Source organism: Microvirga sp. HBU67558 (assembly GCF_018069605.1).
Classification (GTDB): Bacteria; Pseudomonadota; Alphaproteobacteria; order Rhizobiales; family Beijerinckiaceae; genus Microvirga; species Microvirga terrae.
Genome location: NZ_JAGPUP010000563.1, coordinates 201,853 through 226,835, shown reverse-complemented (window position 1 = coordinate 226,835; position 24,983 = coordinate 201,853). Strand labels below are relative to the sequence as shown.

Genomic DNA, 24,983 nt, shown 5'->3' with positions numbered 1-24,983 from the left:
CGATGACGAAGAACTATATTGCAGGCGAGTGGCTGTCGGCGACGGAAGCCTCTGCGAACGTCAATCCGTCGAACACCAACGACGTGGTGGGCGAGTATGCCCGCGCTTCAGTGGCGGAGGCCGAGCGCGCCATCGCAGCGGCTTACGATGCCTTCCCGGCCTGGTCGCGCTCCTCGATCCAGCAGCGCCACGACATTCTGAAGGCGGTCGGCGACGAGATCCTCGCCCGCAAGGAGGAGCTTGGCCGCCTGCTCTCCCGAGAGGAGGGAAAGACCCTGCCGGAGGGCATCGGCGAGGTGACCCGTGCCGCTCAGATCTTCCTGTTCTTCTCCGGCGAGTGCCTGCGCATGGCTGGCGAGAAGGTGCCGTCCGTGCGGCCCTTCATCGACGTGGAGATCACCCGCGAGCCGGTGGGCGTCGTCGGCCTGATCACGCCCTGGAACTTCCCGATCGCAATCCCCGCGTGGAAGATCGCCCCAGCTCTCGCCTACGGCAACACGGTGGTGTTCAAGCCGGCCGATCTCGTGCCGGGTTCGGCCCATGCCCTGTCCGAGATCATCATCCGGGCCGGAGTGCCGGCGGGCGTGTTCAATCTGGTGATGGGACGCGGCTCGGTGGTGGGCGAAGCCATGCTGCAGAGCCCCAAGGTGTCGGCCATCTCGTTCACCGGATCGGTGCCCACGGGACGCAAGGTCGCCCAGACCTGCATCACGGCCGATCCGATGAAGAAGGTTCAGCTCGAGATGGGCGGCAAGAACCCGATGGTGGTTCTCGACGACGCCGACCTGAAGGTGGCCGTGGAATGCGCGGTCAACAGTGCCTTCTTCTCCACGGGCCAGCGCTGCACCGCTTCCTCGCGGCTGATCGTGACCGAGGGCATCCATGACAGGTTCGTGGCCGCCATGCAGGAGCGTATGCAGGGGCTGGTCATCGACGACGCCCTGAAGGCAGGCACGCATATCGGTCCCGTGGTCGACCAGAGCCAGCTCGACCAGGACCTGAAGTATATCCGCATCGGCCAGGAGGAGGGCGCCAAGCTGGTCGCCGGCGGCGAACTGCTGAAGCGCGAGACGCCCGGTTTCTATCTGGCGCCCGCGCTGTTCACGGAGGTGAGCAACGAGATGCGCGTGGCGCGGGAAGAGATCTTCGGACCGGTCGCCACGGTGACCCGAGCAAGGGATTACGACGAGGCGCTGGAGCTCGCCAACGATACGCCGTTCGGTCTCTCATCCGGCATCTGCACCACGAGCCTGAAATACGCTTCGCACTTCAAGCGCAATGCGGAAGCCGGCATGGTGATGGTGAATCTGCCCACCGCCGGCGTCGACTACCATGTGCCGTTCGGCGGTCGGAAGAGCTCGTCCTACGGTCCGCGCGAGCAGGGCCGCTATGCGCAGGAATTCTACACCACGGTGAAGACTGCCTACACCTTCGACGGTAACGGTCCTTACGTGCCGAAGACCAAGTCGAGCGAGTAATTCAATTACGCTCGTACGTCGTATGGCCTCAGCGTTTCCGTCCGTGAGACGCTGAGGCTTTTGACTTATGTGATGATCGGGCGTGTGAATTTGACGCTCCTTCCAGCGCGAAGTAGTTCGTGCTTTCAGATTCAGATGTGAGATACACATCCACATCCAAACCAGCGTTAACTTTATCGTCAAAACTCGGGCAGCTTTTGGTCCGGTCCATTGAACTTTGCCATGGGAACGCCATCATAGGCTTCCAAGAGGACTTGTACTTACAGGCCTGAACTTCTGCAGCGGCAAACATTGTTGCATTCACCTTCATGCTTTCTCGCGTGGGAAACTGAATTGCAATTTCGTTCGGTTGCGAATGCATGCTGCTGGTTCTGCGCACCGGTAAGTGGCGCCCCGTCAATAGTAGAGAACTCAATATGGTTACTTCCCGGCGTTATCTTATTGCTTCCTCGCTTGCACGTCTGATCCGCAAGGAGAGGGGAGGCAATCGTGTCACGGAGGGCCACTTCCCCAATCAGGCAGACCGCAGCTCCTTCGTGGTTGTAGAGGGCGACAAGGGCAGCCTCGTTCTGCTCCATGCAGGGCCCAACGGCCCCATTGAGGAGAGGACCGAAGTTCCTCGGGCCCATGCAGAGGCTCTTCTCGATGTCACGCCCGGCAAGCTTGATTATCTGCTCACTCATCTCACGGTCGGCACGCGCGACATCCAGATCGTCCGTTTCGTGACGCCCGGTCCGCTGGATCTGATCTCCGTCCCGTTCGAGAGCGATGAGGAAGCGAGAGATTTCCGGCCCCTGTCCTGGTTCGGACCGGATGTGACGACGGAAGTGGCCTACCAGAACCGATCCATCGCCCTTGAGGGCGCGCCTCAGGCGCCCGATGTTCCGATGTCGAACGCGGCTCTCAACAGCCTGCTCGATACTCTCGAAAACCGGTACTCCGCGCCTCGCGGCTATACCCCCAACGCTCCGGCACGCAGCTCTGCTGAAGCCGGAACCGGGCAGCGCAATGCTCCGCCGACCGCTCCTGCACAAGGGAATGAGAGAGCGGCTCAGCCGCAGCGGGGCGTTCTGTCCAGGCCCGCGGCTTCGGTTGATGCGGATATGGGGGACGACGATGCGGGCGACGACAACGATCTGAACCTCAACATCGAGGACAACGTCATCCGCGAGCTGGCCCGCTCGCTCCGGCCACAGCGCCGCTGATCGCTTGCTCCATCGAGGATCCAGGAAGAGCCTGCGCCGTGTAAACGGCGCAGGTTTTTTTCAACTCGGCAGCACGATGCAGCTGCCGCCGGCCGTGCGGATGTTGCGGCATAGCTGCTCGGCCGCCTGCCGCGTCTCGGCGGGAGCGCGAACGCGGTAGAACGTGCGTGTGCCGCGATAGCGTAGCCGCGTTCCGATGATCATGGGCCGCACATCCTTCAGGAGCGACGCGTAGGCCTGACTGGTGCGCCTGAACGTTGCGAGCGCGCGCTCCTTCGAGAAATTGCCGGCAAGCTGAACGCCCCAGGGCGCAAAAGGCGCCTCAATGGGTTCGCCGCGTCCGGGGATACGAAGCGTGGCGACGATCTGCTGGCAGCTCTGACCGGATGGGCTCCAGTCGGCGTTTCGCTTCTCCTTCGCATCGGCGGCCCATTCCTCGGCGGGCCGGCCGGTCACGGCGATCACGTAGTTCCTGGTCTCGGCAGGCAAGCCCCCCTGGCCTGCGAGCCAGGAAGTCACTCGTGCAGGTCCGCCGTTATAGGCGGCGGCCGCCAGCCCGAGATTGCCGAACTGCTCCGCAAGGTGGGCGATGAACTCGGCGGCTTTGGGGATCGCCTGCTCGGGATCGAAGGGATCGGTCAAGCCTCGCTCCCGAGCCGTGCCCGGCATGAACTGGGCGATCCCCTGTGCACCCGCCGGGCTCACGACATTCGGGCGGAAGGAGCTTTCCTGCCAGATCAGTCTGGTGAGCAGATCGTGGGGGATCTGCTGGGTGCGTGCCGCTCCCTCGATCAGCCGGCACAGAGCCTGCTGGACGGTCTCCATCGACCCTCCCGGAGCGGCCAGGGTGGCGCCGCAGCCGAGGGCCATGCCACAAAGCGCCAGCAGCAAGCGCATGAAAGACCCCGCTCGGAAGGATTGAAGAGTGAAGAATGTTGGCCACGTGCCAAGCTACAAATAGGCGATCATTCGTCCCGCCAAGAGTGCGACGATCCAGGCCAGAAGCGAGATGATGGCGTAGACGCGAGCCTCGGCCGGCAAGGCGCCATCCCGTAGGGCTGCTCCGAAGCGGATATGGAAAAGCACGACATTGACGAGCCCCAGCGCGATGAAGGCGACCTTCACGTAGAAGGCAGGGTTGACACCGAGCGCCCGGGCCTCCACGGCGAGGAGCAATGCTCCGGTCGGAATCTGAAGCGCCAGACCGGCGGCGGCGAGGGGAATGGCATAGCGGCCGACCTCCCGCGCATGCTTCCCATGCTCGGCCAGAACCTTCAGATCGAAGACCGCGATGCCCCCGACCACGAAGGCGGCTCCGAGAACGTGAAGCAGATTGGCGACAGTGTAGAGCCAGGCGGAGTGACGTCCCGCGTGGCCGAGCCAGGAACTCTCCAATGCCGCGAGCAAGTCGAGATACATGATCGCCTAGCGCAGCTCGTAGGTCTTGCCGCTCACGACAATCCGTTCGGCTCTCATCTCCGTTGCGGATCGGGTGGAGGGATAGCCTTCGAGTGTGACCTGTGTGCCGGGCTTGATCATGTCCGGGTTCAGCCCGCGTGCGCTCATGCGGAACGGAGGCGCGAGTACCGCGTCCCAGTTTTTCCCCTGGTAGGGCACGACCACGGTGACATGGGGGTTCTCCCAATCGGCCCGCTCGACGTTGGCGGTGACCGTCATGACGCGGCCCGCATCGTAGCTGCCCCAGCCGTGGTGAGCGACGGCCACGCCGCCACTCAGCAGAGCGCCGGAAAGGCATAATCCGAACAGACGATGTTTCATGGCGGGACCCCGCATCTCTTGAGCCGAATGGGAGCGAGAGTTGGCCGTCGAAAGCCTGCGGTCAAGACGATCGAAGTCGCGCTTCGTCATGATCATCGGATCGTGATGAGGCAGCCTGGAGGATTCGCTCCCCGGCTCCGTCCCGGCTATGCTGCAGCTTCTCGAATCAACCCTCGTTCAGGGGCAGTCATGGCATCGATGTTGAAAGACCTCTGGAACCGGTTCGCAGGCGGAGGCAATGCCAGCGTCCACGAGGAGCCGGCCGCTGAGGCGGTCGAATACAAAGGATTTCGAATCCGGCCGGCACCCTATTCCGCGAAAGGCGGGTTTCAGACTGCGGGCGTGATCGAGAAGGATTTCGAGTCCGGCATGAAAGAATACCGGTTCGTGCGCGCGGAGACCCATCCCAGCAAGGACGAAGCGGCCACCTTCTCCGTCACCAAGGGCAAGCAGATCATCGACGAACAGGGTGATCGAGTCTTCCGCTGATCGTACCGGCATCGGGGCTGCCGGCGGGACGACGGTGGTTCTCCGCCCTCGGACGTCGGCACGATGATCCTCGGCCTGCGCCTCATCGAGGCGTCCTGCGCGTCAGGTCCGAATTGGCCGCAACCAATGCGGATTCCGGAGGTTGCCTCCGCAAACACGCTCCCAATCCGGAACCAACGCTCGATCAGGTAATCTGATCGTGTGCCTCAGGATTATCGATTGGCGCTGATCGCCGCGGACTCTTAGGATCCTGATGGGGGCGTGTTGCAATCAACCGGTCATACAAGGGAGATCGCCATGGCCAAGAACCCTCAAAAACCGTCAGGAACCTCCGATCAGGTCCTGACGAACAGGCAGGGACATCCAATCGCCAACAACCAGTCCCAGCGCACCGTGGGCAGCCGTGGACCGGCCACGCTGGAGAATTATCAGTTCCTTGAGAAAATCACCCATTTCGACCGGGAGCGCATCCCCGAGCGGGTCGTCCATGCCCGCGGCTTCGTGTGCTACGGCGAACTCGAAGTGACCGGCAAGATCGGCGACGAGCCTGCATCGAAATATACAAGAGCCAAGCTGTTCCAGACCGCCGGCCAAAAGACCCCGCTGGCCATCCGCTTCTCGACCGTGATCGGCGGCCGCGATTCGTCGGAAGTTGCCCGCGACCCGCGCGGCTTCGCGGTGAAATTCTATACCGAAGACGGCAATTGGGATCTCGTTGGCAACAACCTGGCAGTTTTCTTCATCCGAGATGCCATCAAGTTCCCAGATGTCATCCACTCGCTGAAGCCGGATCCCATTACCTTCCGTCAGGAGCCGAACCGCATCTTCGACTTCATGAGCCAGACGCCCGAATCCATGCACATGCTGACCCATCTGTTCAGTCCGCGCGGCATTCCGGCGAGCTACCGGCACATGGAGGGCTTCGGCGTCAACACCTACAAGATGGTCAACGCCCAAGGCGACACCGTTCTGGTGAAGTATCACTTCCATCCCCGGTGCGGCCTCGCCAGCCTCACGGCCGAGGAGGCGGCCAAGGTGCAGGGACAGGATCTCGGCTCGGCTTCCAAGGATCTCTTCGAGGCGATCGAGCGCGGCGAATATCCCCAGTGGGACGTGTATGTGCAGATCATGGAAGACCATGACCATCCCGAACTCGACTGGGATCCGCTGGACGATACCAAGATCTGGCCCGAGAAGGACTTTCCGTTACGGCATATCGGAGTCATGACCCTGAACCGCAACGTGGAGGATCACTTCAACGAGAACGAGCAGATCGCCATGGGGACTGGCGTGCTCGTGGATGGGCTCGACTTCTCCGACGACAAGATGCTGGTGGGGCGGACCTTCTCCTATTCCGACACCCAGCGTTACCGCGTCGGCACGAACTACCTGCAGCTGCCCGTGAACCAGGCCAAGAACGCCAAGGTATCGACCAATCTGAACGGCGGGCAGATGTCCTTCCGCCGCGATCTGGCGCCGGGCCAGAACCCGCATGTGAACTTCGAGCCGTCGATCCATAACGGCCTGCACGAATCCCCCCGGGAGGAGCCGAACAATCCGCCCGAGATCCGCGGGAGGCTGACCCGCAGCGTGCTCGAGCGGCGCAACGACTACATCCACGCCCGGGGCCGTTACTGCACGATGATGGACTGGGAGCGGGACGATCTCGTCCACAACCTGGGCACGCTGCTGGGCCAGTGCGAGCGGGACGTGCAGGAGCGCATGGTGTGGCATCTCCTGTTGGTGCACGACGATTACGGGACCCGGGTGGGCGAGAGGCTCGGCATCTCGGCCGACGACGTCCGCAACCTCCCGCCGCTAGCGAAGCAGGTTCTGACCGACGAGGACCAGCGCCGCCTCCAGAATCTCGGCCGGAACGGCGACAAGATCGACCCGACCGTCTGGGGCCAATGGACGAGTTCCGTGAAGAACTACAAGGCCTCGGCCGAGGAGGTCCTGGGCGGCATGCGCGACGTGCCCACGACGCCGGCCACGAAGGAGGCCGCCGAATAGGCGCCTGGAGGTGGCCTAGAGGGAGCGAGCCGGGGCCTCCCGGCTCGTTTCGCGTTCGGGCTCCGTGGTGTGTCCGAGGCCCCTGCTGCCGCGGCTCTCGGCATAAGCCTTGGTGAATTCGGCGCCGAAGAGCAGGATCAGGGACGAATAATAGATCCAGAGCAGGATCGTGATGATGGAGGCGGCCGCCCCATAGCTCGACGCGACATTGCTCTTGCCGAGGTAGTAGCCGATCAGAAACTTGCCGAGGGTGAAGAGCAAGGCCGTCACCAGGGAGCCGGTCCAGACGTCGCTCCAGCGCAGGTCCACGCTCGGGAGGAGCTTGAAGATCATGGCGAACAGGAGCGTGGCGACGGCGAAGGCGACCAGGCTGTTCAGGAGCCGCAGGATGACCGTGGCCCCCGAGAAATGGGCCTCCAGATAGTGCCCGATGGCCGTCAGACCCGTATCGACGACGAGCGACACGAGCAGCAGAAAGCCGATCCCCAGTACCAGGGCAAAGCTGACCAGCCGGGTCCGGATGAAATCCAGGACGCCGTAGCTCGCGGGCGGCTTCGCCTTCCAGATGATGTTGAGGTCGTCCTGGAGTTCGACGACCGCCCCGGTGACCAGGAGGAGAAAGGTCACGATCCCGACCGTGGTGCCGATGATGCCCGACCCCACATTGCTGGCGCTCGCGATCATGGCTTCGAGGGCGGATGCTTCGTTGGTCCCGATCAGGCCGCCGAGTTCGGCCACGATGGCCCCCTGGGCGGCCTCCCGCCCGAAGGCCAGCCCGGCAACGGCAATGGCCGCGAGCAGCATCGGGGCCAGGGAGAAGACGGTGAAAAACGCGATGGAGGCGCCGAGGCTCATGGCGCGGTCGCCCCACCAGCCCGCGAAGGCCACTTTCAAGAGCCGCCCTGTCTCGAAAACCATGCAAGAACCGATCCGACGGGCCCGAACGCCCCGTCATTGCAAGCGTATGACTTGGCCGTTAACGGGCGGGAACTTTCCCTTGTTCCTAGAAGCGCATCACGGCATCGGGCTGCCGCAGAATGAGCCCGTAGCGATCGGCGGCCTTGCGCAGGCGGACCGCTTCCTCACCGCCAAGCGCGCTGGCCGCCATGAGGTGGGCGCCCAGCTGGAAGGCGCAGTAGCAGACGAGCAGGAACGGCAGCAGCTCGGACGACACCGGATGGCCGCCCTCCCGCTCGACAACGGTGCAAAGACGCGCCCCCTCCCGGTTCGAGAGGCCGAACTCGACGATCGCTCCGGCGATGTCCCAACCGATGTCCTGGTGTCCGATCAGGTCGTGGGCGGCGCTGTGGTCGAGCGCGTCCGCCTTGAGGAGGTGGTCGCCGCATACCAGCCATTTGCAGGGAGGCATACGATTGTCGGTCCAGACCCGGCGCACCTTGCGGTCGAGATCCCCCGGATCCGGCAGGGATCGCTCCAGACCTGAGGCGGCGGCGTCCCCCAGGGCCTGCCCGCTATTGTAGACCGCCATGCGCCGCAACTCGTCCAACGACGCCCCGGGCTGCCCGTCGGCGGGGCATTGGCGGTTGCGAAAGCCCAGATAGGCCCCGACTTGATCGATCAGCCGGGTGCGATCGAGCGAGACCTGATCGAGGCTCGGAGCATCCTCATGCCAGCGCTGCACGAGAAAGCCGTGGCGGTAGCCCGCGACATCCGGCGCAAATCCGGCCTCATGCAGCAGCCGGGCCATTCGCAGCTTCCTGGCGCCCGCCTCGCCAAGACCTGCAAACTTCACCAGCCACGGGACGCCGTTGCTCCGCACCAGGAACTTCCGGCGTTCCTGCTGGACATTGGACGCTGGCCAGCTCGCCTCGTCCCCATAGCGGCGCCAGCGCCACGCCCCGCCTGAAACGTCCTCGAGCGGCCCGTCCGGGAAACCGATCAGGTCTCTCGCCCAGGCGGCAAGGTGGTGGGAGGGCGAACCGCCGAGCAGGATATCGTCCATGGTCCGGACATGCCGTGAAGCCCGGCTCCACCGCTCCTGGTGAGAGGGGCTGGCCTGGGGCCCGAGCGGACCCTGGTGACTGGGGAAGAAGACAATCCGCTCACGCGGAACGCCGGCCGCTTCCAGCCAGTCGGCGACTGCCCCGAACGAGCTTCCGGACAGCCCGGGCCCTTCGTCGACGATGGCGAAGGCCCTGGTCCGATCCGCGGTCAGCATCGCCGCGAGAGCTGGGTCCACGGCCACCTCGCGCCGGAAAGGATGGCCCATCGGGCGAAGGGTGACAGGGGGCGGGGCGCCGAGGGCGGCGGCCACGAGGGTGCTGAGGCCGGTGCCGATGCTGCGGATCCCGATGACCTGGGTCCTAGCATCCAGGCCCGAAGCTCTGGCGGCTTCCAGATAGCTTTCCGGATAGAGGGCGTAGAAGGCATAGCCCTCCGCCTGCTTGACGCGGATCGTCCGGGATGAATCGAAACTGCGAAGCGCCGCGAGGAGGGCCGGGGGAAGACCGTTCTCTTCGAACCCGTTCCACCAGGATCCCGCGATGCTGTGGGCGAGGATCGAGAGGCATTCCATGCCCTGCTCGTGGATCGCGGACAGCACGTCACGGCCGTGGTCGTGGAACTCCGCGTCGATCAATCCCTGGACGAGTTCGCTGGTCGCGATGAAGGCGGATACGAGAGTGCCATGCCGCTCGATCCCGGGCGGCATGGCCTGCATCCTGGTCAGGATGTCCGCGATGGCGGCCTGGCGGGCCCCCACCGTGTCTTCCGTCTCGACATCCCCGTAAACCAGCATCGGACGGGCTCCGTCCGAGCTTAAGCCGCCGCCGCGTCCTGCTTCAGCGACGCCATGTCGATCACGAAGCGGTATTTTACGTCGCTCTTGAGCATCCGCTCGTAGGCCTCGTTGATCTTCTGGATCGGGATCATCTCGATCTCGGACGTGATGCCGTGCTGGGCGCAGAAATCGAGCATCTCCTGCGTTTCGGCGATTCCGCCGATCAGGGAGCCGGCCAGCTGGCGCCGCTTCATGATCAGGTTGAACACGGTCGTGGCTGGATGCGGCTCGGCCGGAGCGCCCACCAGCACCATGGCGCCGTCGCGGGCGAGCAGGACCAAGTAGGCGTCGAGGTCATGCGGCGCGGCGACGGTATCGAGGATGAAATCGAAGCTGTTCACGTGCTCCTTCATGGCTTCTGGATCCCGTGACACGACGACCTCGTGGGCGCCGAGCTTGAGGGCGTCCTCCCGCTTGTTCGGAGAGGTGGTGAACAGCACCACATGCGCCCCCATGGCCCGTGCGAGCTTGACGGCCATATGGCCGAGGCCGCCGAGACCGACCACGCCCACCTTGTGCCCGGGCTGCACGCGCCAGCGGCGCAGGGGCGAATACGTGGTGATGCCGGCGCACAGGAGGGGCGCCGCCGCGGCCAGGTCCATGCCGTCCGGCACCTTCAGGACGAAGCTTTCGTCGACCACGACGGTGTCGGAATAGCCGCCATAGGTGTTGGCCCCGGTGCCCTGCTCTGGGCCGTTATAGGTGCCGGTGAACCCGACCTCGCAATACTGCTCCAGGCCCTCGCGGCAGCTCCGGCAGGTGCGGCAGGAATCGACCATGCAGCCGACGCCGACGAGATCGCCTTCCTTGAACTTCTGCACGCCCGGCCCGACACGCGTGACGCGGCCGACGATCTCGTGGCCTGGCACACAGGGATAGACAGTGCCACCCCATTCTGCCCGTGCGGTGTGCAGATCGGAGTGGCAGACGCCGCAATAGAGGATCTCGATCTGGACATCGCTTTCGCGGGGCTCGCGGCGCTCGAAGCGGAATGGGGAAAGCGGTGTGGACGCATCCTGGGCGGCGTAGCCGAAAGCTTTGATCACGGGATTTTTCTCCGGTTGGGGAAGGCTTGAGCGTGCAGATCCGCTCGCCATGCTGGGGATCCTGCCGGGCCTTCCGGGCACCCAAGACCATAGGCGCGATCAGGCCCGCGTCAACGGATCGGCAGGCGCTTTGTTCAAGGGAAGTTCAGTCGGGATCCGGCATGAATGAAGGCAGAGATTTTCACATGGTCACGTTCAATTGACTTGCTGGCTCCTGGTATTCTCGAACGGGCGTTCCCACTCTTTCTTAAGGCCCTGCGATGGCGTGCGGGAAGGCTTGCGGAGAGTCGCCGGCCTGCTGCCGACGGCGGCAATGCGGCACAGTGGATTTCAGGGGGCAGTGAGAAACTTTAACTTGCTGTCCCGCCCGCAATCCGCGAGGCTAGCTGCTGAGGGCGGGCATATTTTCAAGGCGCGCGGGTCATCCCGAACACGATCGAGCCTGTCGCGACCTGCTTTTTCTCCGCCACGACAAAAGGAGTACGCCGCATCATCTTGGCCGCATCATAGTATCGCATGGTCTGGGCAACCTTAGCGGTGCACAATAGTTGTCTCTGAGAGGGATTGGATTTCGGTGGCGCCATGCTTCATTCCGACGACCTGTTCTCGAGTTTCTTGAAGACCTATGAAACCCGCCGCGAGGCGGAGATGTCCCTGGCGGACTACCTGGAAGGGTGCCGCAACGATCCCATGATGTATGCGAGCGCTCCCGAGCGCATCCTGGCAGCGATCGGCGAGCCCCAGCTTGTCGATACGTCAAAGGATGCACGCCTCGGCCGCATCTTCATGAACCGCACGATCCGGGTGTATCCGGCCTTCTCCGAATTCTACGGCATGGAAGAGACGATCGAGATGATCGTGAGCTTCTTCCGCCACGCCGCTCAAGGCCTGGAGGAGCGCAAGCAGATCCTCTACCTGCTCGGGCCCGTCGGCGGCGGTAAGTCCTCCCTGGCCGAGCGCCTGAAATCCCTGATGGAGGTCAATCCTATCTATGTCCTCAAGGCGGGCGACGAGATCAGCCCCGTCTTCGAGAGCCCGCTCGGTCTCTTCGACGCGGAGCAGATGGGACCCATGCTGGAGGAACGCTACGGCATTCCCCGCCGGCGCCTGACCAATCTGCTCAGCCCCTGGGCCATCAAACGTCTCGACGAGTTCAAGGGCGACATCTCCAAGTTCCGCGTGGTCAAGATCAACCCGTCCCGCATGAGGCAGATCGCCATCGCCAAGACGGAGCCGGGCGACGAGAACAATCAGGACATCTCGTCCCTCGTCGGCAAGGTCGATATCCGCAAGCTGGAGACCTTGTCCCAAGCCGATCCCGACGCCTACAGCTATTCCGGCGGCCTCAACCGCGCCAACCAGGGCATTCTCGAATTCGTCGAGATGTTCAAGGCGCCGATCAAGATGCTGCACCCCCTGCTGACGGCTACCCAGGAGGGGAATTATGTCGGCACCGAGAATATCGGATCCATCCCGTTCAGCGGCATCATCCTGGCGCATTCCAACGAGGCGGAATGGCAGACCTTCCGGACCAACAAGAACAACGAGGCCTTCATCGACCGCATCTACGTGATCAAGGTGCCGTATTGCCTGAGGGTCACGGAGGAGCAGAAGATCTACGATAAGCTGATCCGCACCTCGGAGCTGGCCGGCGCGCCCTGCGCTCCCGCCACGCTGGAGATGCTGGCGCGGTTCTCGGTCCTCTCGCGGCTGCGGGCGCACGAGAACTCGAACTTCTACTCCAAGATGCGGGTCTATGACGGCGAGAGCCTGCGCGAGGTGGATCCCCGCGCGCGAAGCCTGCAGGAATACCGGGACTCGGCCGGTGTCGACGAAGGCATGGACGGCATCTCGACTCGCTTTGCCTTCAAGGTCCTGTCGGCCACCTTCAACCACGACACCATCGAGGTCGCGGCCGATCCGGTGCATCTCATGTACGTGCTCGAGCAGTCCCTGAGGCGCGAGCAGCTGCCCCAGGACGTGGAGCGACGCTATCTGGAGTTCATCAAGGCCGAGCTGGCGCCGCGCTACGCCGATTTCATCGGTCACGAGATCCAGAAGGCCTATCTCGAATCCTATCACGATTACGGTCAGAACCTGTTCGACCGCTACGTGGCCTATGCCGATGCATGGATCGAAGATCAGGACTTCAAGGATCCCGATACCGGCCAGCTCCTCAACCGGGAACTCCTGAACCAGGAGCTGACCAAGATCGAGAAGCCGGCGGGCATCGCCAATCCGAAGGACTTCCGCAACGAGGTGGTGAAGTTCTCGCTCCGGGCCCGGGCCGGCAATCATGGCCGCAACCCGTCCTGGACCAGCTACGAGAAGATCCGCGACGTGATCGAGCGCCGCATGTTCTCGCAGGTCGAGGAATTGCTGCCTGTGATCAGCTTCGGCTCCAAGAAGGACAGCGAGACCGAAAAGAAGCACGGCGAGTTCGTCGCACGGATGATGGACCGCGGCTACACCGAGCGTCAGGTACGGCGTCTGGTGGAATGGTACATGCGTGTGAAGCAGGCGGGCTGACAGAAGACGGAGGCAGATCAGGCGTTCCTATGTACATCATCGACCGGCGCCTCAACCCAGGGGGCAAGAGTCTGGCCAACCGCCAACGTTTTCTTCGCCGAGCCAAGGCGCAGATCCAGCGGGCCGTACGTCAGACCGCAGGCGATCGGGATATCACCGATCTCGAACGGGGAGGGGAGGTCTCGATCCCGGCCGATGGTGTTCGCGAGCCCAGCTTCCGACGGTCCGGCGAGGGGGGCGTGCACGATCACATCCTTCCGGGCAACAAGCGCTTCGTGGAAGGCGATACCGTCGAACGCCCGCCGGGCGGGGGCGGCAGCGCGGCCGGGGGCGACAATGGCGAGGGCGAGGACGATTTCCGCTTCGTCCTGACCCGCGACGAGTTCCTCGACCTGTTCCTCGACGACCTGGAACTGCCCGACCTCGCCAAGAGGCGGGTCGCCACCGTGGAGACGCAGGGGATGCGCCGGGCGGGCTACACCGTCACCGGCTCGCCCGTGAACCTCGCGTTGCTGCGCTCCATGCGCAATGCCCTGTCGCGCCGCATCGCCATGCGGCGGCCGAAATCCCAGGATCTGCTTCGCCTCCAGGAGGAGATCGACCGCCTGGAGGAGCGGGAAGGACCGTCCGAGCGACTGACCGCCCTGCGCCAGGAGCTGGAACTGCTCCAGCTGCGCAGCCGGCGCTTCCCCTATATCGACCCGATCGATCTGCGCTATCGCCGCTTCGAACCCGTGGCCAAGCCCGTCGCGCAGGCGGTGATGTTCTGCCTCATGGACGTGTCCGGCTCCATGACCGAGCACATGAAGGATCTGGCGAAGCGCTTCTACATGCTGCTCTACATCTTCCTGACGCGGCGCTACAAGCACGTGGAGATCGTCTTCATCCGCCACACCCACGAGGCCAAGGAGGTGGACGAGGAAACCTTCTTCAACAGCCCCGAGACCGGCGGAACGGTGGTATCCTCGGCCCTGCGCGAGATGCAGCGGATTGTCGAGGAGCGTTACTCGCCGGATGCGTGGAACATCTATGCGGCCCAGGCCTCCGACGGCGACAATTCGCCGAACGACGGCACCACCAGCGCGGCCATGCTGCGCGACGTGATCCTGCCCGTCTGCCAGTATTATGCCTATCTCGAGGTCGGCAGCGACAGCGACCGCATGCAGACCGGGTTCATCAACCACAAGACCTCCCTGTGGCAGACCTACGAGACGCTCCAGGAGCAGGGGGCCAACCTCGCCATGCGCAAGGTGAACCACCGTCGTGAGATCTACCCCGTCTTCCGCGAACTCTTCCGCCGGCGGGATGCGGACGCTGGAGCAAAGGTGCCATGAGCGTAGTCGAGCACGACACTCTGCTCTTCCATGGGGCGGACTGGGATTTCGGGACCATCCAGCGCATCCATGACGCGGTCGAGGCCATCGGGGTCGGCGAGCTTGGGCTCGACGTCTATCCCAACCAGATCGAGGTGATCACCGCCGAGCAGATGCTCGACGCCTATGCATCCATCGGCATGCCCCTGTTCTACAAGCACTGGTCCTTCGGCAAGCGCTTCGCCCTCCATGAATCGAGCTACCGCCAGGGCCTCATGGGCCTGGCCTACGAGATCGTCATCAACTCGAACCCGTGCATCTCCTACATCATGGAGGAGAACTCGGCCACGATGCAGACCCTCGTCATCGCCCACGCGGCCTTCGGGCACAACCACTTCTTCAAGAACAACTACCTGTTCAAGGAATGGACCGACGCGGACGGCATCCTGGATTATCTCGAGTTTGCCAAAGGCTACATCACGCGCTGCGAGGAGCGCTACGGCCATGCGGCCGTGGAGCGCATCCTCGATGCCGCCCACGCGCTGATGTCGCATGGGGTTCATCGTTATCCGCGCAAGAAACGCCCCGACCTGCGCTCGGAGGAGCGTCGGGAGCGCGAGCGCCAGCTGCATCAGGAGCAGACCTTCAACGATCTGTGGCGCACGGTGCCGACGAAGGGCGCCGCCGCAAAGCCCCAGCTGAGCGAGGAGCGCCGGCGCGCCCTTCTCGAGCTGCCGCAGGAGAACCTCCTCTACTTCCTGGAAAAGTCGGCCCCGCGCCTCCAGCCCTGGCAACGCGAGATCCTGCGCATCGTCCGCCAGATCGCGCAGTACTTCTATCCGCAGCGCCAGACGAAGGTGATGAACGAGGGCTGCGCCACCTATTGCCATTACCGCATCATGACCCGGCTGCACGAGACCGGGCAGATCAGCGACGGCGCCTTCCTCGAATTCCTGCAGTCGCACACCAACGTCACGCGGCAGCCGGAATTCGACGATCCGCATTACGGCGGCATCAACCCGTATGCGCTCGGATTCGGCATGATGCAGGACATCGAGCGCATCTGCACGAAGCCGACGGCGGAGGATCGGGAATGGTTCCCCGACATCGCCGGCGGCGGTGACGCCATGGCGGTGCTGCGTGACGTGTGGGCCAATTACCGCGACGAGAGCTTCATCTCGCAGTTTCTGAGCCCGCATCTGATCCGGCGATGGCGCATGTTCCACCTCGTCGACGATCCGGACCGGCCGGAGCTCATGATCGAGGCGATCCACGACGAACGCGGCTACCGGCGCCTGCGGCGCTCCCTGTCGCGCCACTACGACGTCGGGTGGAGCGATCCCGACATCCAGGTGGTGGACGTGGACCTCGCCGGCGACCGGCGCCTGATCCTGCACCATCACGTGCTCAATCGCACCCTGCTGCACAAGGACGACGCTCAACGGGTTCTCCAGATGGTGGCCAATCTGTGGGGTTATGCGGTTGTCCTGAAGGAGGTGGAGCCGGCGACCGGAGCGATCTTCCAGGAGCACGTCGCCCACCCGCACGAAACGCTCTTCTGAAGGCCTGCATCGGGCTCGACAGCGACTCCCATGTCGCGGGTGAACCGATGCCTCTCGCGTGAAGGAGCGAGATCGTCGTGCGCGCAAAATCGGGCCTACTTTTCCGTGCGATGCGCCCCTTTGACGCAAAAAAGCCAGGGACTCACGCGATCATAGGATCCCCTGGGCTCGGCCCTGGTTTCGAGGGTCGGCTCCCTTGCAGGAGAATACCTATGGAACACAAGCCTGTAGAGAAGCTGCGTAGCGTCGCTGAAGTGCATGAGTTGAGCCAAGGTTTCCTGTCGCGGCGCGAACGCCTCGAGCGTTGGGCCGAAGTGTTGGAGCGCCAGCCGAAACGGCGCTTGCGGTCTCTCGGCGAGATCGAGTTCGTCCCCAAGGACAAGCGGCCGGAGTTGAGATCCGACGAATCCCCCATTACGGTGGCGTTCGAGGATCCGATCCTCCGGGCAGCCGGGCTGAGGGGCGATACGCTTGGGGATGCCATGGAGTTCTTCGAGCTGTCCGAGAGCGCCTCCCATCGCCTTCTCTGCTCCTGCATGAACGGTTGGAGCATGGAAGCCGGAACCACGGCGCGGAAGGTCCACCGGATCGCCAATCCCGATCATCGGCTCATGCTGTTCACGACAGCAGGACTGCTCACGGCGGCTCCTGCGGTGTTCTACTTGCTGAGCTGAAGGAAAGCTGCGGCGCCGAGCCCGGCGATCGGTCGGGCCCGGTGCCGGTCGTTTGGAGACCCATGAATGACGGATGCTCCGCCCCGTCGGATCGGATTGCCCTGGTACATCCGCGAGGATTATTCCCGCATCCGCGAGATGATCGTCGACCCGCACAACCTCGCACCCAGCTACGACGCTTGGCTCGCAGCGGCCGAGAACAACGAGAATGTCGGTCGTCAGGCCGGTCTCCAGATCATACGGGTGACGGTCGAGCCTGACGCATTTGCAGCCTGGTGCCGGGAACAGGGCCTGGAGCCCGACAGCGCCGCGCGCACGCGATACGTCGCCGACATCGCTGCCCGGACCGCCGGATAAGGCACCAGCATCGTCACGCACCAGCCGCATCCGGCCCAAACAGCCAAGCCTTGACGTCTCCTGCCCCGTGCCTAGTTGCTCGGGCTACAGGGTGGAGGCACAAACTTGCTGAACGAGAACGGTGCGAGCAGCGACATTTCCGCCAATGAGACGGATCGGTCGACGGCGTCCGGGCACGCCATGCGGGCGGCCGTCCTGACCGGGCCCGGGCAGATCCAGATCCAGGCGGTCGCCCTTCCCGAGCCGGGCCCCGGGCAGGTGCGGCTGCGCCTGGAGGGGTGCGGCGTGTGCGCCTCGAACCTGACGCCCTGGGCAGGACCGGAATGGATGCAGTACCCCACGGAGCCGGGCGCGCTCGGGCACGAAGCCTGGGGTTTTGTCGACGCCGTCGGCGAGGGGGTCGAGGGTCTGTCCGTCGGCGACCGGGTCGCGGCGCTCTCCTATCAATCCTATGCCGAATACGATCTGGCCGCGGCCGACGCGGTCATTCCCCTGCCGGACGCTCTTGCAGGACGACCGTTCCCCGGCGAGCCGCTCGGCTGCGCCATGAACATCTTTCGACGCAGCGAGATCGAGGCCGGGCAGACAGTCGCGATCATCGGGATCGGCTTTCTCGGCGCCATTCTCACCAAGCTCGCCTCCGATGCCGGCGCCCGCGTCATCGCCATCTCGAGGCGGCCGTTCTCGCTCGATCTCGCCCGTCGCATGGGCGCAGCCGAGACGATCCCGATGGAGGACCACCATGCGATCATCGACCGCGTTAAGGAACTGACCGGCGGCGCATTCTGCGATCGGGTGATCGAGGCGGTGGGCAAGCAATGGCCTCTCGATCTTGCAGGCGAGCTGACGCGAGAGCGGGGAAAGCTCATCGTCGCCGGATACCATCAGGACGGGCCGCGACAGGTCAACATGTGGCTCTGGAACTGGCGCGGCATCGACGTGATCAACGCCCATGAGCGCGATTCCAGGGTCTATGTTCAGGGAATGCGCGAGGCCATAGACATGATCGCGTCCGGACGTCTGGACCCGAGCGCCCTCTATACCCATACCTACCCGTTGGACCGGCTCGGCGAGGCGCTCGATGCCACGCGCGACCGGCCGGACGGTTTCCTCAAGGCCCTGGTGACATACTGATGGTGCAGCAGGCCGTGGTTGAAACAACTTCCGAACCCTCACTGGTGCGCCCGCGCCTCGGCTTTCTCGGCGTCGGCTGGATCGGGCGGCACCGCATGCAGGCCATCCTCGGCACCGGCATGGTCGATGTCGCGGCCATCGCCGATCCGTCCCCCGAGACGGCCGCGGAGGCCGGCCGGCTCGCGCCCGATGCGAAGCGGGTGGCGACGCTCGACGACATTCTCGACATCGGCGTCGATGGCGTGGTGATCGCAACCCCGAGCGCCATGCATGCCGACCAGTCGATCCGGGCCCTGGAACGCGGCGTCGCGGTTTTCTGCCAAAAACCTCTCGGACGCACGGCCGCGGAGGTGCAGGCCGTGGTCGATGCCGCGCGCCGGTCCGATCGGCTCTTGGGCGTCGATCTCTCGTACCGGTTCACGGAGGGCATGCGGCGCATTCGCGAGGTCATCGACACGGGTGAGCTGGGACACATCTATGCTGTCGATCTCGTGTTCCACAACGCTTACGGCCCCGACAAGCCATGGTTCTACGATCCGGTGCAGTCGGGCGGCGGCTGCGTGATGGATCTCGGCGTTCATCTGGTCGATCTCGCCTTGTGGACCCTCAACAGCCCCGGGGTCGTAGGCGTGACGGGCAAGCTCTTCGCTGGCGGCGCGCCGCTCCAGGATCCCGCGTCACAGGTCGAGGATTATGCCGTCGCGACGGTGACGCTGGACACGGGCGCCGTGGTGCAGCTCGCCTGCTCCTGGCGGCTCCAGGCCGGATGCGACGCGATGATCTCGGCCACGTTCTATGGCACGCAAGGGGGTGTGTCGCTGCGCAATGTGAATGGGTCGTTCTACGATTTCACGGCGGAGCGCTATCGCGGCACATCCCGTGAGACATTGACGACGCCGCCCGACGAGTGGGGTGGCCGCGCTGCTGCGGATTGGGCCTCCCGCCTGGCCGCGGGCGAGCGGTTCGACCCAGCAGCGGAGCAGCTGGTCGAGGTCGCACGGGTGCTCGACTCGATTTACGGGCGTTAACGCCCATCAGACGAAGAGGTGCGCCGTTCCCTCCTCATTGTCTCAACGGCCCTGTTCCGGTGATCCCGATCGAAAGGGCAAGGCGCTTCACGCAAGCGTCATGGCCGGGGCAAGCCCGGCCATGACGTGAGGAGGGCCAGCTCCTTGAGACGCGTCCCGCGTCAGAGAGCCTCCAGCACCTTGCTCGGCTGAGCGGCCTGGCCCGAGGGCGCATAGCGGCGGATCATGCTGGCGCAGAACTCCGCGAACTCCTCCTTCACCTGCGGTGCGCTCGTGTGGTGCGGCGCAATCCCGCGGTGCTCGGGCGTGAAGCAGAACGTCACGGTCACGTCGAAATCCGCCAGCGCCTCCATCTGCCGGTCGAACCAGTCGAGCGCATTCGGACGGAAGCTGTCCGCCCAGGACAGGCCCGTGCGCAGATACTTCACGCCCAGCCGCTTCATGCAAGCCACCGCATCGTCGAGGCGATGGTCCTCGTAATGGAACCACTGGCATAGGCCCATCTGCGGCGTATATTTTGCGAATTCCTCGAGAGCGGGCTTCGGCGTGCCGTCTTCGCGCAGAAGGCCCATGTAGAAGTGACGGTAGTATGACGAGCCCTCCGCTTCCCTGTGGCGCGTCGTGGCCTCCCAGGATCGAGGGAGGTCGTAGAGGCTGTACCAATGGATTTTCGGCACCTTGCCGATCAGAAGTTCCGCCGTGCGGTTCAAGCCCCAGGCCTGAACCTCCTCGGCGCCGAAGGTCGAAATGCCGACCTCGCTCACCCAGATGGGCTTGTCCGTGACGGCCCGGATCTCGTCGATCTTCGCGGGCCAATCGTGGATCTGCCACAGGTTCCAATCAAGCGGGAATCCGTGCACGGCCACAACGTCGATCTGGTCCAGGGCGCCATGGCCTTCCAGCTTCTTGATGAAGCCGGGATCGATCGGCGAGATGCCGCCGAGCACGCGGGGCAGGTTGGGATTCTCGGCCCTGATCGCCTGACCTGCGACGATCGCCATATCGGAGAAGAGCTTCCAATCCGGGTCGATCTCCGGATCCCAATGGGACTTGTTGTTGGGCTCGTTCCAGATCATCGCGGCTTCGATCATGCTTGTCTCCCTTGGGCCGGATAGACGGCGCCCGCACCGGGCGGAGCGTCGACACGGCGGCAGATGTAAACTTCGATTTCAGGATGCTGGATGATCTCGAACCCGGCGCTGCGGAGCATGGCTTCAACGCAGGCAGCGTTCGGGGCCCACCAGTTGGTCGGATCATCGGCATAGCGATGCTCGATGAAGTGCATCTTCGGGTAGCGCGGATCATCGAAGTGATCCGTCTGCCAGAAGGTATAGTTCTCCGCGACCGGCATGACCTCCGCGGATCCGCGCTGCATCGACTGAAACACGAGAAGATCCCGGGCGACGTGCTCGTGGATCAGGTCGAGGGCCAACAACGGGTGGCGCAGATGATAGAGCACGCCCATGAAGAGCACCACATCGAAGCGCTCCCCGAGCTGGCCGAGGTCGTAGACCGAAACCTTGCGGAATTCGATGTCGTGGCCCATGGTCTGGGCGGCGAACCGGGCCTGGGCGAGATAGGTGTCGTCGAAGTCGATGCCGAGCACGCGCTCCGCGCCCCGCTTCTTCATCTCCATGGAGTAGAAGCCGCCGTTGCAGCCGATGTCGAGCACGGTTTTACCGGTGAGATCCTGCGGGATCGCGTCGGCGAATTGCTGCCATTTCACGGCCGGGTAATTGCCGAGGAAGTGCTCAGGCGCGGTCCAGACGCCACCCTTCAGCTCGATATTGTGAAACCATGGCCCGAGCGCTTCGGCTTTCCGGCGGATCTCATCCGGCGGCGTGGGATCGATGGCATTCATCGTAGCGACTACTCCCTGTTCAAGTCGTGAAGTCCCCGCGGCAGGCGACCCGCCGGCCAGCCCAGGGCCACACGGGCGCCCGTGATTGTGTCGTGCTGGGCAGCCTCGCTCAGCAAACCGATGGCGGCCCGATAGCCGTGCAGGGTTCCCACATCCACATAGGATTCACCGGCCTGCACGCCGACAGCCGCGCCTCCTTGGGCCAGATAGGCATTCACCAGCGTGCCGAAATACTCATCCTGGCGATCGCGGGAAATCCACAGCTCGTGCAATGCTTTCAGGAGATGCCCGGGCATCTTGAAAGCCCCCCAGATCCAGCGTGACCCGGCATCGCTCCGCTTCACCTGGATCTCCTGGACGCGCTTCGCCTCGTCGAGGATAACCGCATCGAAAACGTCCGGATTGTCGACGGGAAAGAGCAGAAACGAGAGAACGTCGTCCGGTAGTTCCGCCAGTGCCTTCTCGGGAAACCAGACTGTGTCGGGCAGGCCGACGATCACGCTTTCGTCCAAGGGAATGAGCGGTGCGGCCTGGAAGATCGCATCGCACAATCCACTCGCCTGCGGTTGAACCACATAGGCCATGGAGGCGCTGCCATAGCTTGCTCCATAATACTCCATGATGTCGGATTTGCCCGGGGAAATCACGAAGCAGATCTTGTTCGCTCCGCCATGGATCATGCGCTCGACAAGGTACTCGCTCACGGCGCAGGGGCGCTCGATGCCATTGTCGAGCCGGCTTCCGACGGGCAGGAGCTCCTTCGAGAACGCCAGGGGCTGGATGCGGCTGCCTGTCCCGGCCGCGGGCACGATTCCCCACATGGTCACGCCTCCATCATGGCGGCTGGGCCGCCGGTTGAGCGCGAAAGGGATGTGGAGCCGCCAAGCAGGATCTCAAGCTCCCGGACCCTGTGCTCTGACGTATGCTCTTCCAGCACCCTGTCCCGCCCTGCCTTGGCAATTCGATGCAATTCGGCGTCCGTCAGGTCGAGCGCGGCGACGACATCCTCTGGATCGCCGACGATCAAAATCTCCCTGCCAGGCTCGAAGAAGCTGTCGAGACCCTCCCAATTGTCCGAAAGAATGGGCGCCCCGCAGGCCGCGGCCTCGAAGAGCCGCCCGGATGGACACCAGCCCATCTCGGCCATGGCTCGCCGGGTGATGTTGAGCGTGAGGCGCGAGGACGAGAAGAACGCGGGATGTTCCGGCGGGGGAAGGTGTCTTACGAAATGAATGTTGGGCTGCCAGGGGAAGTCGTCGGGGTATTGTGCCCCTCCGATCAGGAAGCGCCGGTCCGGGCGGCGGGCAGCCGGGTCGATGAACAGGTTCTGAAGGACATCCTGGCGGTCCGCCGCATAGGTGCCGAGGTAGGACAGATCCGAACCGTAATGCTGGACCCGTTGCACGGGACGGTGCACGTCCGGATCCACATGGCCGTAGAGCGGCGCGACACGTTGTGCGCCGAGTTCCGTCTTCAACCTCTGGAGAGCCCGGCCTCCGGTATAGCTCAGAGCCAGATCGAAGCCCGCGAGACCATCCGGACCGATGTAGCTGATCGGCTCGCCCGCATCGAGACGCGAGAACGTCACCGGCGTATCGAGATCATAGAACACGCGGGTTGCGCGCGCCGCCAGCACGAGATCTCCCGCAACAATGCCGTCCGGGCAGTAGGACGTGACCATCGCCACGTCCGCGTCTCTCAGCTCTTCCTCGGCCCGACGGCGAACGTCGCTCCAATCCCGATAGAGGATGAGATCGCCGCCGGGGATTTCGACGAAGTCCCGATTCGTGGCATAATAGGGCACGTCCTTCTCGAAGAACACGACCCTGTGCCCTCGTTGCGCAAGCGCTCGGCACAGGCCGCGCCACAGGGTCGCGTGGCCGTTGCCCCAGGACGACGAAATGGTCAGACCGAAGACGACGAGTTTCATGGGGCCGCCACCTCGTTCAGGCGTAGAACCTTGGAGCCCCAGTCGCCCACGACCAGAGTGGAGATCGAAGCAGGTTCCACGTCGATCCGGTCATAGGCATCGATCGGCATGCCGAGGTGGTAGAGGAGGGCGGCCTTGATCACATCGCCATGGCTCACGAGAATGACCGATCGACCTGGATGAAGGCTGCGCAGTTGTTCCATGGCGCCGACAATGCGCGTTTGCGCTTCCAGCATCGTCTCTCCTTCAGGAGGGCGGCTGGTGCTGCGCGAGCGGTTCCAGGACGACCAGAGCGGATCCTGGCCCAGCGCATCGAAGCTCATGCCGGTCCAACGACCGAAATCGATTTCGGTGATGGCATCACGAACGTGAAGCCTCTGTCCAAGGCCCGATGCGATGGGCTGGGCCGTTTCCAGAGCACGCTCAAGAGGACCTGTGCAGATGCAGGCCACATCGTTCCTCGCAAGATGCTGCGCCAGGCGCTCCGCCTGGCCTTTCCCGACCGACCCGAGCTTCACGTCCGGCATGCGCCCGCACAGAACGGTGCCGACCCGATCGTGGGCGGCATGGCGGACGAGGAAGAACGTGGTGGTCACCGCGGCCTCCCGGTCCTAATCGCCGTCGCCGCTGATGAAGCGGAGGGTTCTGTCGCGGGCCTCGTTGTCGGTGAATTGCTGCGGCGGCGACTTCATGAAATAGCTCGACGGACCCGTGAGAGCGCCTCCGATCTGACGGTCCATGGCAAGCTTTGCGCAGCGCACGGCATCGATCACGATGCCGGCCGAATTCGGAGAATCCCAGACCTCGAGCTTCACCTCCATGTTGAGCGGAACGCCGCCGAAGCTCGTTCCCTCGAGGCGGATGTAAGCCCATTTCCGGTCGGTGAGCCAGGGCACGTGATCGCTCGGCCCCACATGGATGTCGCCTGCCGGGAGTGGAACGTCGAGCTGGCTCGAGACGGCCTGCGTCTTCGAGATTTTCTTTGACTCGAGACGCTCGCGCTCCAGCATGTTCTGGAAGTCGGTGTTGCCGCCGAAATTGAGCTGATAGGTGCGGTCGAGACGCACCCCGCGCTCCCGGAAGAGATTGGCGAGCATGCGATGGACGATCGTGGCGCCGACCTGGCTCTTGATGTCGTCACCGATGATGGGGAGACCGCGTTCCTCGAACCGTTTGCGCCATTCGGGGTTCGAGGCGATGAAGACCGGGATGCAATTCACAAAGGCACACCCTGCTTCGAGCGCCCGCTCAGCGTACCACTCGGTGGCCTTCTGCGAACCCACGGGCAAGTAAGACACGAGAACATCGGTCTTGGACTCGCGCAGGATCGCAGTGACGTCGATTTCATCGTGAGAGGATTCTTCGATCGTGTCGCGCAAATATTTGCCGAGCCCGTCCAGCGTCCTGCCTCGATGGACGATGATCCCGCTCTGTGGAACGGACGCGAACCGCTGCGTATTGTTAGGCTGTGCGAATATGGCCTCGGATACGTCGCGACCGACTTTCGAGGCGTTCACGTCGAAGGCCGCTGACACTTCGACGTCTCTGATATGGTATCCGCCAAGCTCTACGTTCATCAGGCCGGGTACGGGCTCGTTGCCGTTCGCATCCTTGTAGTAGGAGAGCCCCTGCACGAAGGACGAGGCGCAATTGCCGACGCCCACGATGCCGACGCGGACCTTCCTCGAACTCATGACGGATCTCCCATGTATGGCCGGTCGGATGCTCTCTCGTCAGGCGAAAGCACATATGCGGCCACAGGCATCCGACCTGGGCCTTCTCCTA

At 63.8% G+C, this 24,983-nt stretch carries 23 protein-coding genes; 11 read left to right on the top strand and 12 right to left on the bottom strand.

Features of this window, described 5'->3' with window-relative positions:
• The first annotated feature begins 2 nt into the window (after window positions 1–2).
• Together KBI52_RS32050 and KBI52_RS32045 are read left to right on the top strand one after the other, a co-directional pair.
• Window positions 3–1,478, top strand: coding sequence for an aldehyde dehydrogenase family protein (locus KBI52_RS32050; protein ID WP_173950005.1), 1,476 nt, complete (start codon window positions 3–5; stop codon window positions 1,476–1,478).
• A gap of 416 nt (window positions 1,479–1,894) precedes the next feature.
• Window positions 1,895–2,683, top strand: a complete 789-nt coding sequence (locus KBI52_RS32045; RefSeq protein ID WP_173950006.1) for a hypothetical protein — start codon at window positions 1,895–1,897, stop codon at window positions 2,681–2,683.
• 60 nt (window positions 2,684–2,743) lie between these two features.
• On the opposite strand, the gene KBI52_RS32040 is transcribed toward KBI52_RS32045, so the two are convergent.
• From KBI52_RS32040 to KBI52_RS32030, 3 genes are read right to left on the bottom strand one after another with little or no spacing between them, the layout of a single operon-like run.
• Complete coding sequence (locus tag KBI52_RS32040; protein WP_173950007.1) at window positions 2,744–3,580, bottom strand: lytic transglycosylase domain-containing protein; 837 nt, start codon at window positions 3,578–3,580, stop codon at window positions 2,744–2,746.
• A 54-nt stretch (window positions 3,581–3,634) separates the two neighbouring features.
• Window positions 3,635–4,102, bottom strand: a complete 468-nt coding sequence (locus tag KBI52_RS32035; protein WP_173950008.1) for a hypothetical protein — start codon at window positions 4,100–4,102, stop codon at window positions 3,635–3,637.
• A gap of 6 nt (window positions 4,103–4,108) precedes the next feature.
• The gene (locus KBI52_RS32030; RefSeq protein ID WP_210812826.1) at window positions 4,109–4,462 is read right to left on the bottom strand and encodes a DUF6152 family protein; all 354 of its coding nucleotides are present in this window, start codon (window positions 4,460–4,462) and stop codon (window positions 4,109–4,111) included.
• Window positions 4,463–4,651: 189 nt separating this feature from the next.
• On the opposite strand from KBI52_RS32030, the gene KBI52_RS32025 reads away from it, so the two are divergent.
• A complete protein-coding gene (locus KBI52_RS32025) occupies window positions 4,652–4,951 on the top strand; it encodes an HlyU family transcriptional regulator (protein ID WP_173950010.1) in 300 nt (99 codons plus the stop codon).
• A 297-nt stretch (window positions 4,952–5,248) separates the two neighbouring features.
• Window positions 5,249–6,964, top strand: a complete 1,716-nt coding sequence (locus KBI52_RS32020) for a catalase (protein ID WP_210812825.1) — start codon at window positions 5,249–5,251, stop codon at window positions 6,962–6,964.
• 15 nt (window positions 6,965–6,979) lie between these two features.
• Here the strand turns inward: KBI52_RS32020 and KBI52_RS32015 are convergent, their stop codons facing one another.
• From KBI52_RS32015 to KBI52_RS32005, 3 genes are all read right to left on the bottom strand, one after another.
• The gene (locus KBI52_RS32015; protein WP_173950012.1) at window positions 6,980–7,882 is read right to left on the bottom strand and encodes a YihY/virulence factor BrkB family protein; all 903 of its coding nucleotides are present in this window, start codon (window positions 7,880–7,882) and stop codon (window positions 6,980–6,982) included.
• A gap of 85 nt (window positions 7,883–7,967) precedes the next feature.
• Window positions 7,968–9,722 (bottom strand): hypothetical protein, encoded by a 1,755-nt coding sequence (locus KBI52_RS32010; RefSeq protein WP_210812824.1) that lies wholly within the window; start codon window positions 9,720–9,722, stop codon window positions 7,968–7,970.
• A 20-nt stretch (window positions 9,723–9,742) separates the two neighbouring features.
• A complete protein-coding gene (locus KBI52_RS32005; protein WP_210812823.1) occupies window positions 9,743–10,810 on the bottom strand; it encodes an NAD(P)-dependent alcohol dehydrogenase in 1,068 nt (355 codons plus the stop codon).
• Window positions 10,811–11,392: 582 nt separating this feature from the next.
• Here KBI52_RS32005 and KBI52_RS32000 point away from each other — a divergent pair.
• The 7 genes from KBI52_RS32000 to KBI52_RS31970 all read left to right on the top strand — a co-directional run bounded on the left by KBI52_RS32000 (window position 11,393) and on the right by KBI52_RS31970 (window position 19,407).
• Window positions 11,393–13,339, top strand: coding sequence for a PrkA family serine protein kinase (locus KBI52_RS32000; RefSeq protein WP_173950015.1), 1,947 nt, complete (start codon window positions 11,393–11,395; stop codon window positions 13,337–13,339).
• A gap of 29 nt (window positions 13,340–13,368) precedes the next feature.
• Window positions 13,369–14,673, top strand: a complete 1,305-nt coding sequence (locus KBI52_RS31995; RefSeq protein ID WP_210812822.1) for a YeaH/YhbH family protein — start codon at window positions 13,369–13,371, stop codon at window positions 14,671–14,673.
• Entirely contained in the window at window positions 14,670–16,214 is a 1,545-nt protein-coding gene (locus KBI52_RS31990) for a SpoVR family protein (RefSeq protein WP_210812821.1), read from the top strand. The genes KBI52_RS31995 and KBI52_RS31990 overlap by 4 nt, the downstream gene beginning before the upstream one ends.
• 212 nt (window positions 16,215–16,426) lie before the next feature.
• Window positions 16,427–16,888, top strand: a complete 462-nt coding sequence (locus KBI52_RS31985) for a hypothetical protein (protein ID WP_173950018.1) — start codon at window positions 16,427–16,429, stop codon at window positions 16,886–16,888.
• Between the two features lie 66 nt (window positions 16,889–16,954).
• Complete coding sequence (locus KBI52_RS31980; RefSeq protein WP_210812820.1) at window positions 16,955–17,245, top strand: hypothetical protein; 291 nt, start codon at window positions 16,955–16,957, stop codon at window positions 17,243–17,245.
• Window positions 17,246–17,425: 180 nt separating this feature from the next.
• Window positions 17,426–18,379, top strand: a complete 954-nt coding sequence (locus KBI52_RS31975) for a zinc-binding dehydrogenase (RefSeq protein ID WP_210812867.1) — start codon at window positions 17,426–17,428, stop codon at window positions 18,377–18,379.
• Entirely contained in the window at window positions 18,379–19,407 is a 1,029-nt protein-coding gene (locus KBI52_RS31970) for a Gfo/Idh/MocA family protein (protein WP_210812819.1), read from the top strand. Before KBI52_RS31975 ends, KBI52_RS31970 begins: the two co-directional genes overlap by 1 nt.
• Before the next feature lie 161 nt (window positions 19,408–19,568).
• Here KBI52_RS31970 and KBI52_RS31965 read toward each other — a convergent pair whose 3' ends face one another.
• From KBI52_RS31965 to KBI52_RS31940, 6 genes are read right to left on the bottom strand one after another with little or no spacing between them, the layout of a single operon-like run.
• Entirely contained in the window at window positions 19,569–20,498 is a 930-nt protein-coding gene (locus KBI52_RS31965; RefSeq protein ID WP_210812818.1) for a beta-xylosidase, read from the bottom strand.
• A complete protein-coding gene (locus tag KBI52_RS31960) occupies window positions 20,495–21,268 on the bottom strand; it encodes a TIGR04290 family methyltransferase (RefSeq protein ID WP_210812817.1) in 774 nt (257 codons plus the stop codon). Before KBI52_RS31960 ends, KBI52_RS31965 begins: the two co-directional genes overlap by 4 nt.
• Window positions 21,269–21,276: 8 nt before the next feature.
• Complete coding sequence (locus KBI52_RS31955) at window positions 21,277–22,089, bottom strand: sugar phosphate nucleotidyltransferase (RefSeq protein WP_210812866.1); 813 nt, start codon at window positions 22,087–22,089, stop codon at window positions 21,277–21,279.
• Window positions 22,090–22,091: 2 nt separating this feature from the next.
• Window positions 22,092–23,198 carry a glycosyltransferase gene (locus tag KBI52_RS31950; RefSeq protein ID WP_210812816.1) on the bottom strand — a complete coding sequence of 369 codons (1,107 nt, stop codon included), beginning with the start codon at window positions 23,196–23,198 and terminating at the stop codon, window positions 22,092–22,094.
• Window positions 23,195–23,794 carry a histidine phosphatase family protein gene (locus tag KBI52_RS31945; protein ID WP_173950025.1) on the bottom strand — a complete coding sequence of 200 codons (600 nt, stop codon included), beginning with the start codon at window positions 23,792–23,794 and terminating at the stop codon, window positions 23,195–23,197. Before KBI52_RS31945 ends, KBI52_RS31950 begins: the two co-directional genes overlap by 4 nt.
• Before the next feature lie 15 nt (window positions 23,795–23,809).
• Complete coding sequence (locus KBI52_RS31940) at window positions 23,810–24,892, bottom strand: inositol-3-phosphate synthase (protein ID WP_210812815.1); 1,083 nt, start codon at window positions 24,890–24,892, stop codon at window positions 23,810–23,812.
• Between the last annotated feature and the right edge of the window lie 91 nt (window positions 24,893–24,983).

Excerpts from the sequence above, each read along its gene's own strand:
- KBI52_RS31960 (WP_210812817.1), bottom strand. The coding sequence starts at position 21,268 with ATGAATGCCATCGATCCCACGCCGCCGGATGAGATCCGCCGGAAAGCC.
- KBI52_RS32045 (WP_173950006.1), top strand. The coding sequence starts at position 1,895 with ATGGTTACTTCCCGGCGTTATCTTATTGCTTCCTCGCTTGCACGTCTG.
- KBI52_RS31995 (WP_210812822.1), top strand. The coding sequence starts at position 13,369 with ATGTACATCATCGACCGGCGCCTCAACCCAGGGGGCAAGAGTCTGGCC.
- KBI52_RS32035 (WP_173950008.1), bottom strand. The coding sequence starts at position 4,102 with ATGTATCTCGACTTGCTCGCGGCATTGGAGAGTTCCTGGCTCGGCCAC.
- KBI52_RS31980 (WP_210812820.1), top strand. The coding sequence starts at position 16,955 with ATGACGGATGCTCCGCCCCGTCGGATCGGATTGCCCTGGTACATCCGC.
- KBI52_RS31975 (WP_210812867.1), top strand. The coding sequence starts at position 17,426 with ATGCGGGCGGCCGTCCTGACCGGGCCCGGGCAGATCCAGATCCAGGCG.
- KBI52_RS32040 (WP_173950007.1), bottom strand. The coding sequence starts at position 3,580 with ATGCGCTTGCTGCTGGCGCTTTGTGGCATGGCCCTCGGCTGCGGCGCC.
- KBI52_RS32050 (WP_173950005.1), top strand. The coding sequence starts at position 3 with ATGACGAAGAACTATATTGCAGGCGAGTGGCTGTCGGCGACGGAAGCC.
- KBI52_RS32025 (WP_173950010.1), top strand. The coding sequence starts at position 4,652 with ATGGCATCGATGTTGAAAGACCTCTGGAACCGGTTCGCAGGCGGAGGC.
- KBI52_RS32010 (WP_210812824.1), bottom strand. The coding sequence starts at position 9,722 with ATGCTGGTTTACGGGGATGTCGAGACGGAAGACACGGTGGGGGCCCGC.
- KBI52_RS31965 (WP_210812818.1), bottom strand. The coding sequence starts at position 20,498 with ATGATCGAAGCCGCGATGATCTGGAACGAGCCCAACAACAAGTCCCAT.
- KBI52_RS31970 (WP_210812819.1), top strand. The coding sequence starts at position 18,379 with ATGGTGCAGCAGGCCGTGGTTGAAACAACTTCCGAACCCTCACTGGTG.
- KBI52_RS32030 (WP_210812826.1), bottom strand. The coding sequence starts at position 4,462 with ATGAAACATCGTCTGTTCGGATTATGCCTTTCCGGCGCTCTGCTGAGT.
- KBI52_RS31955 (WP_210812866.1), bottom strand. The coding sequence starts at position 22,089 with ATGTGGGGAATCGTGCCCGCGGCCGGGACAGGCAGCCGCATCCAGCCC.
- KBI52_RS31940 (WP_210812815.1), bottom strand. The coding sequence starts at position 24,892 with ATGAGTTCGAGGAAGGTCCGCGTCGGCATCGTGGGCGTCGGCAATTGC.
- KBI52_RS32020 (WP_210812825.1), top strand. The coding sequence starts at position 5,249 with ATGGCCAAGAACCCTCAAAAACCGTCAGGAACCTCCGATCAGGTCCTG.
- KBI52_RS31985 (WP_173950018.1), top strand. The coding sequence starts at position 16,427 with ATGGAACACAAGCCTGTAGAGAAGCTGCGTAGCGTCGCTGAAGTGCAT.
- KBI52_RS31990 (WP_210812821.1), top strand. The coding sequence starts at position 14,670 with ATGAGCGTAGTCGAGCACGACACTCTGCTCTTCCATGGGGCGGACTGG.
- KBI52_RS32000 (WP_173950015.1), top strand. The coding sequence starts at position 11,393 with ATGCTTCATTCCGACGACCTGTTCTCGAGTTTCTTGAAGACCTATGAA.
- KBI52_RS32015 (WP_173950012.1), bottom strand. The coding sequence starts at position 7,882 with ATGGTTTTCGAGACAGGGCGGCTCTTGAAAGTGGCCTTCGCGGGCTGG.
- KBI52_RS31950 (WP_210812816.1), bottom strand. The coding sequence starts at position 23,198 with ATGAAACTCGTCGTCTTCGGTCTGACCATTTCGTCGTCCTGGGGCAAC.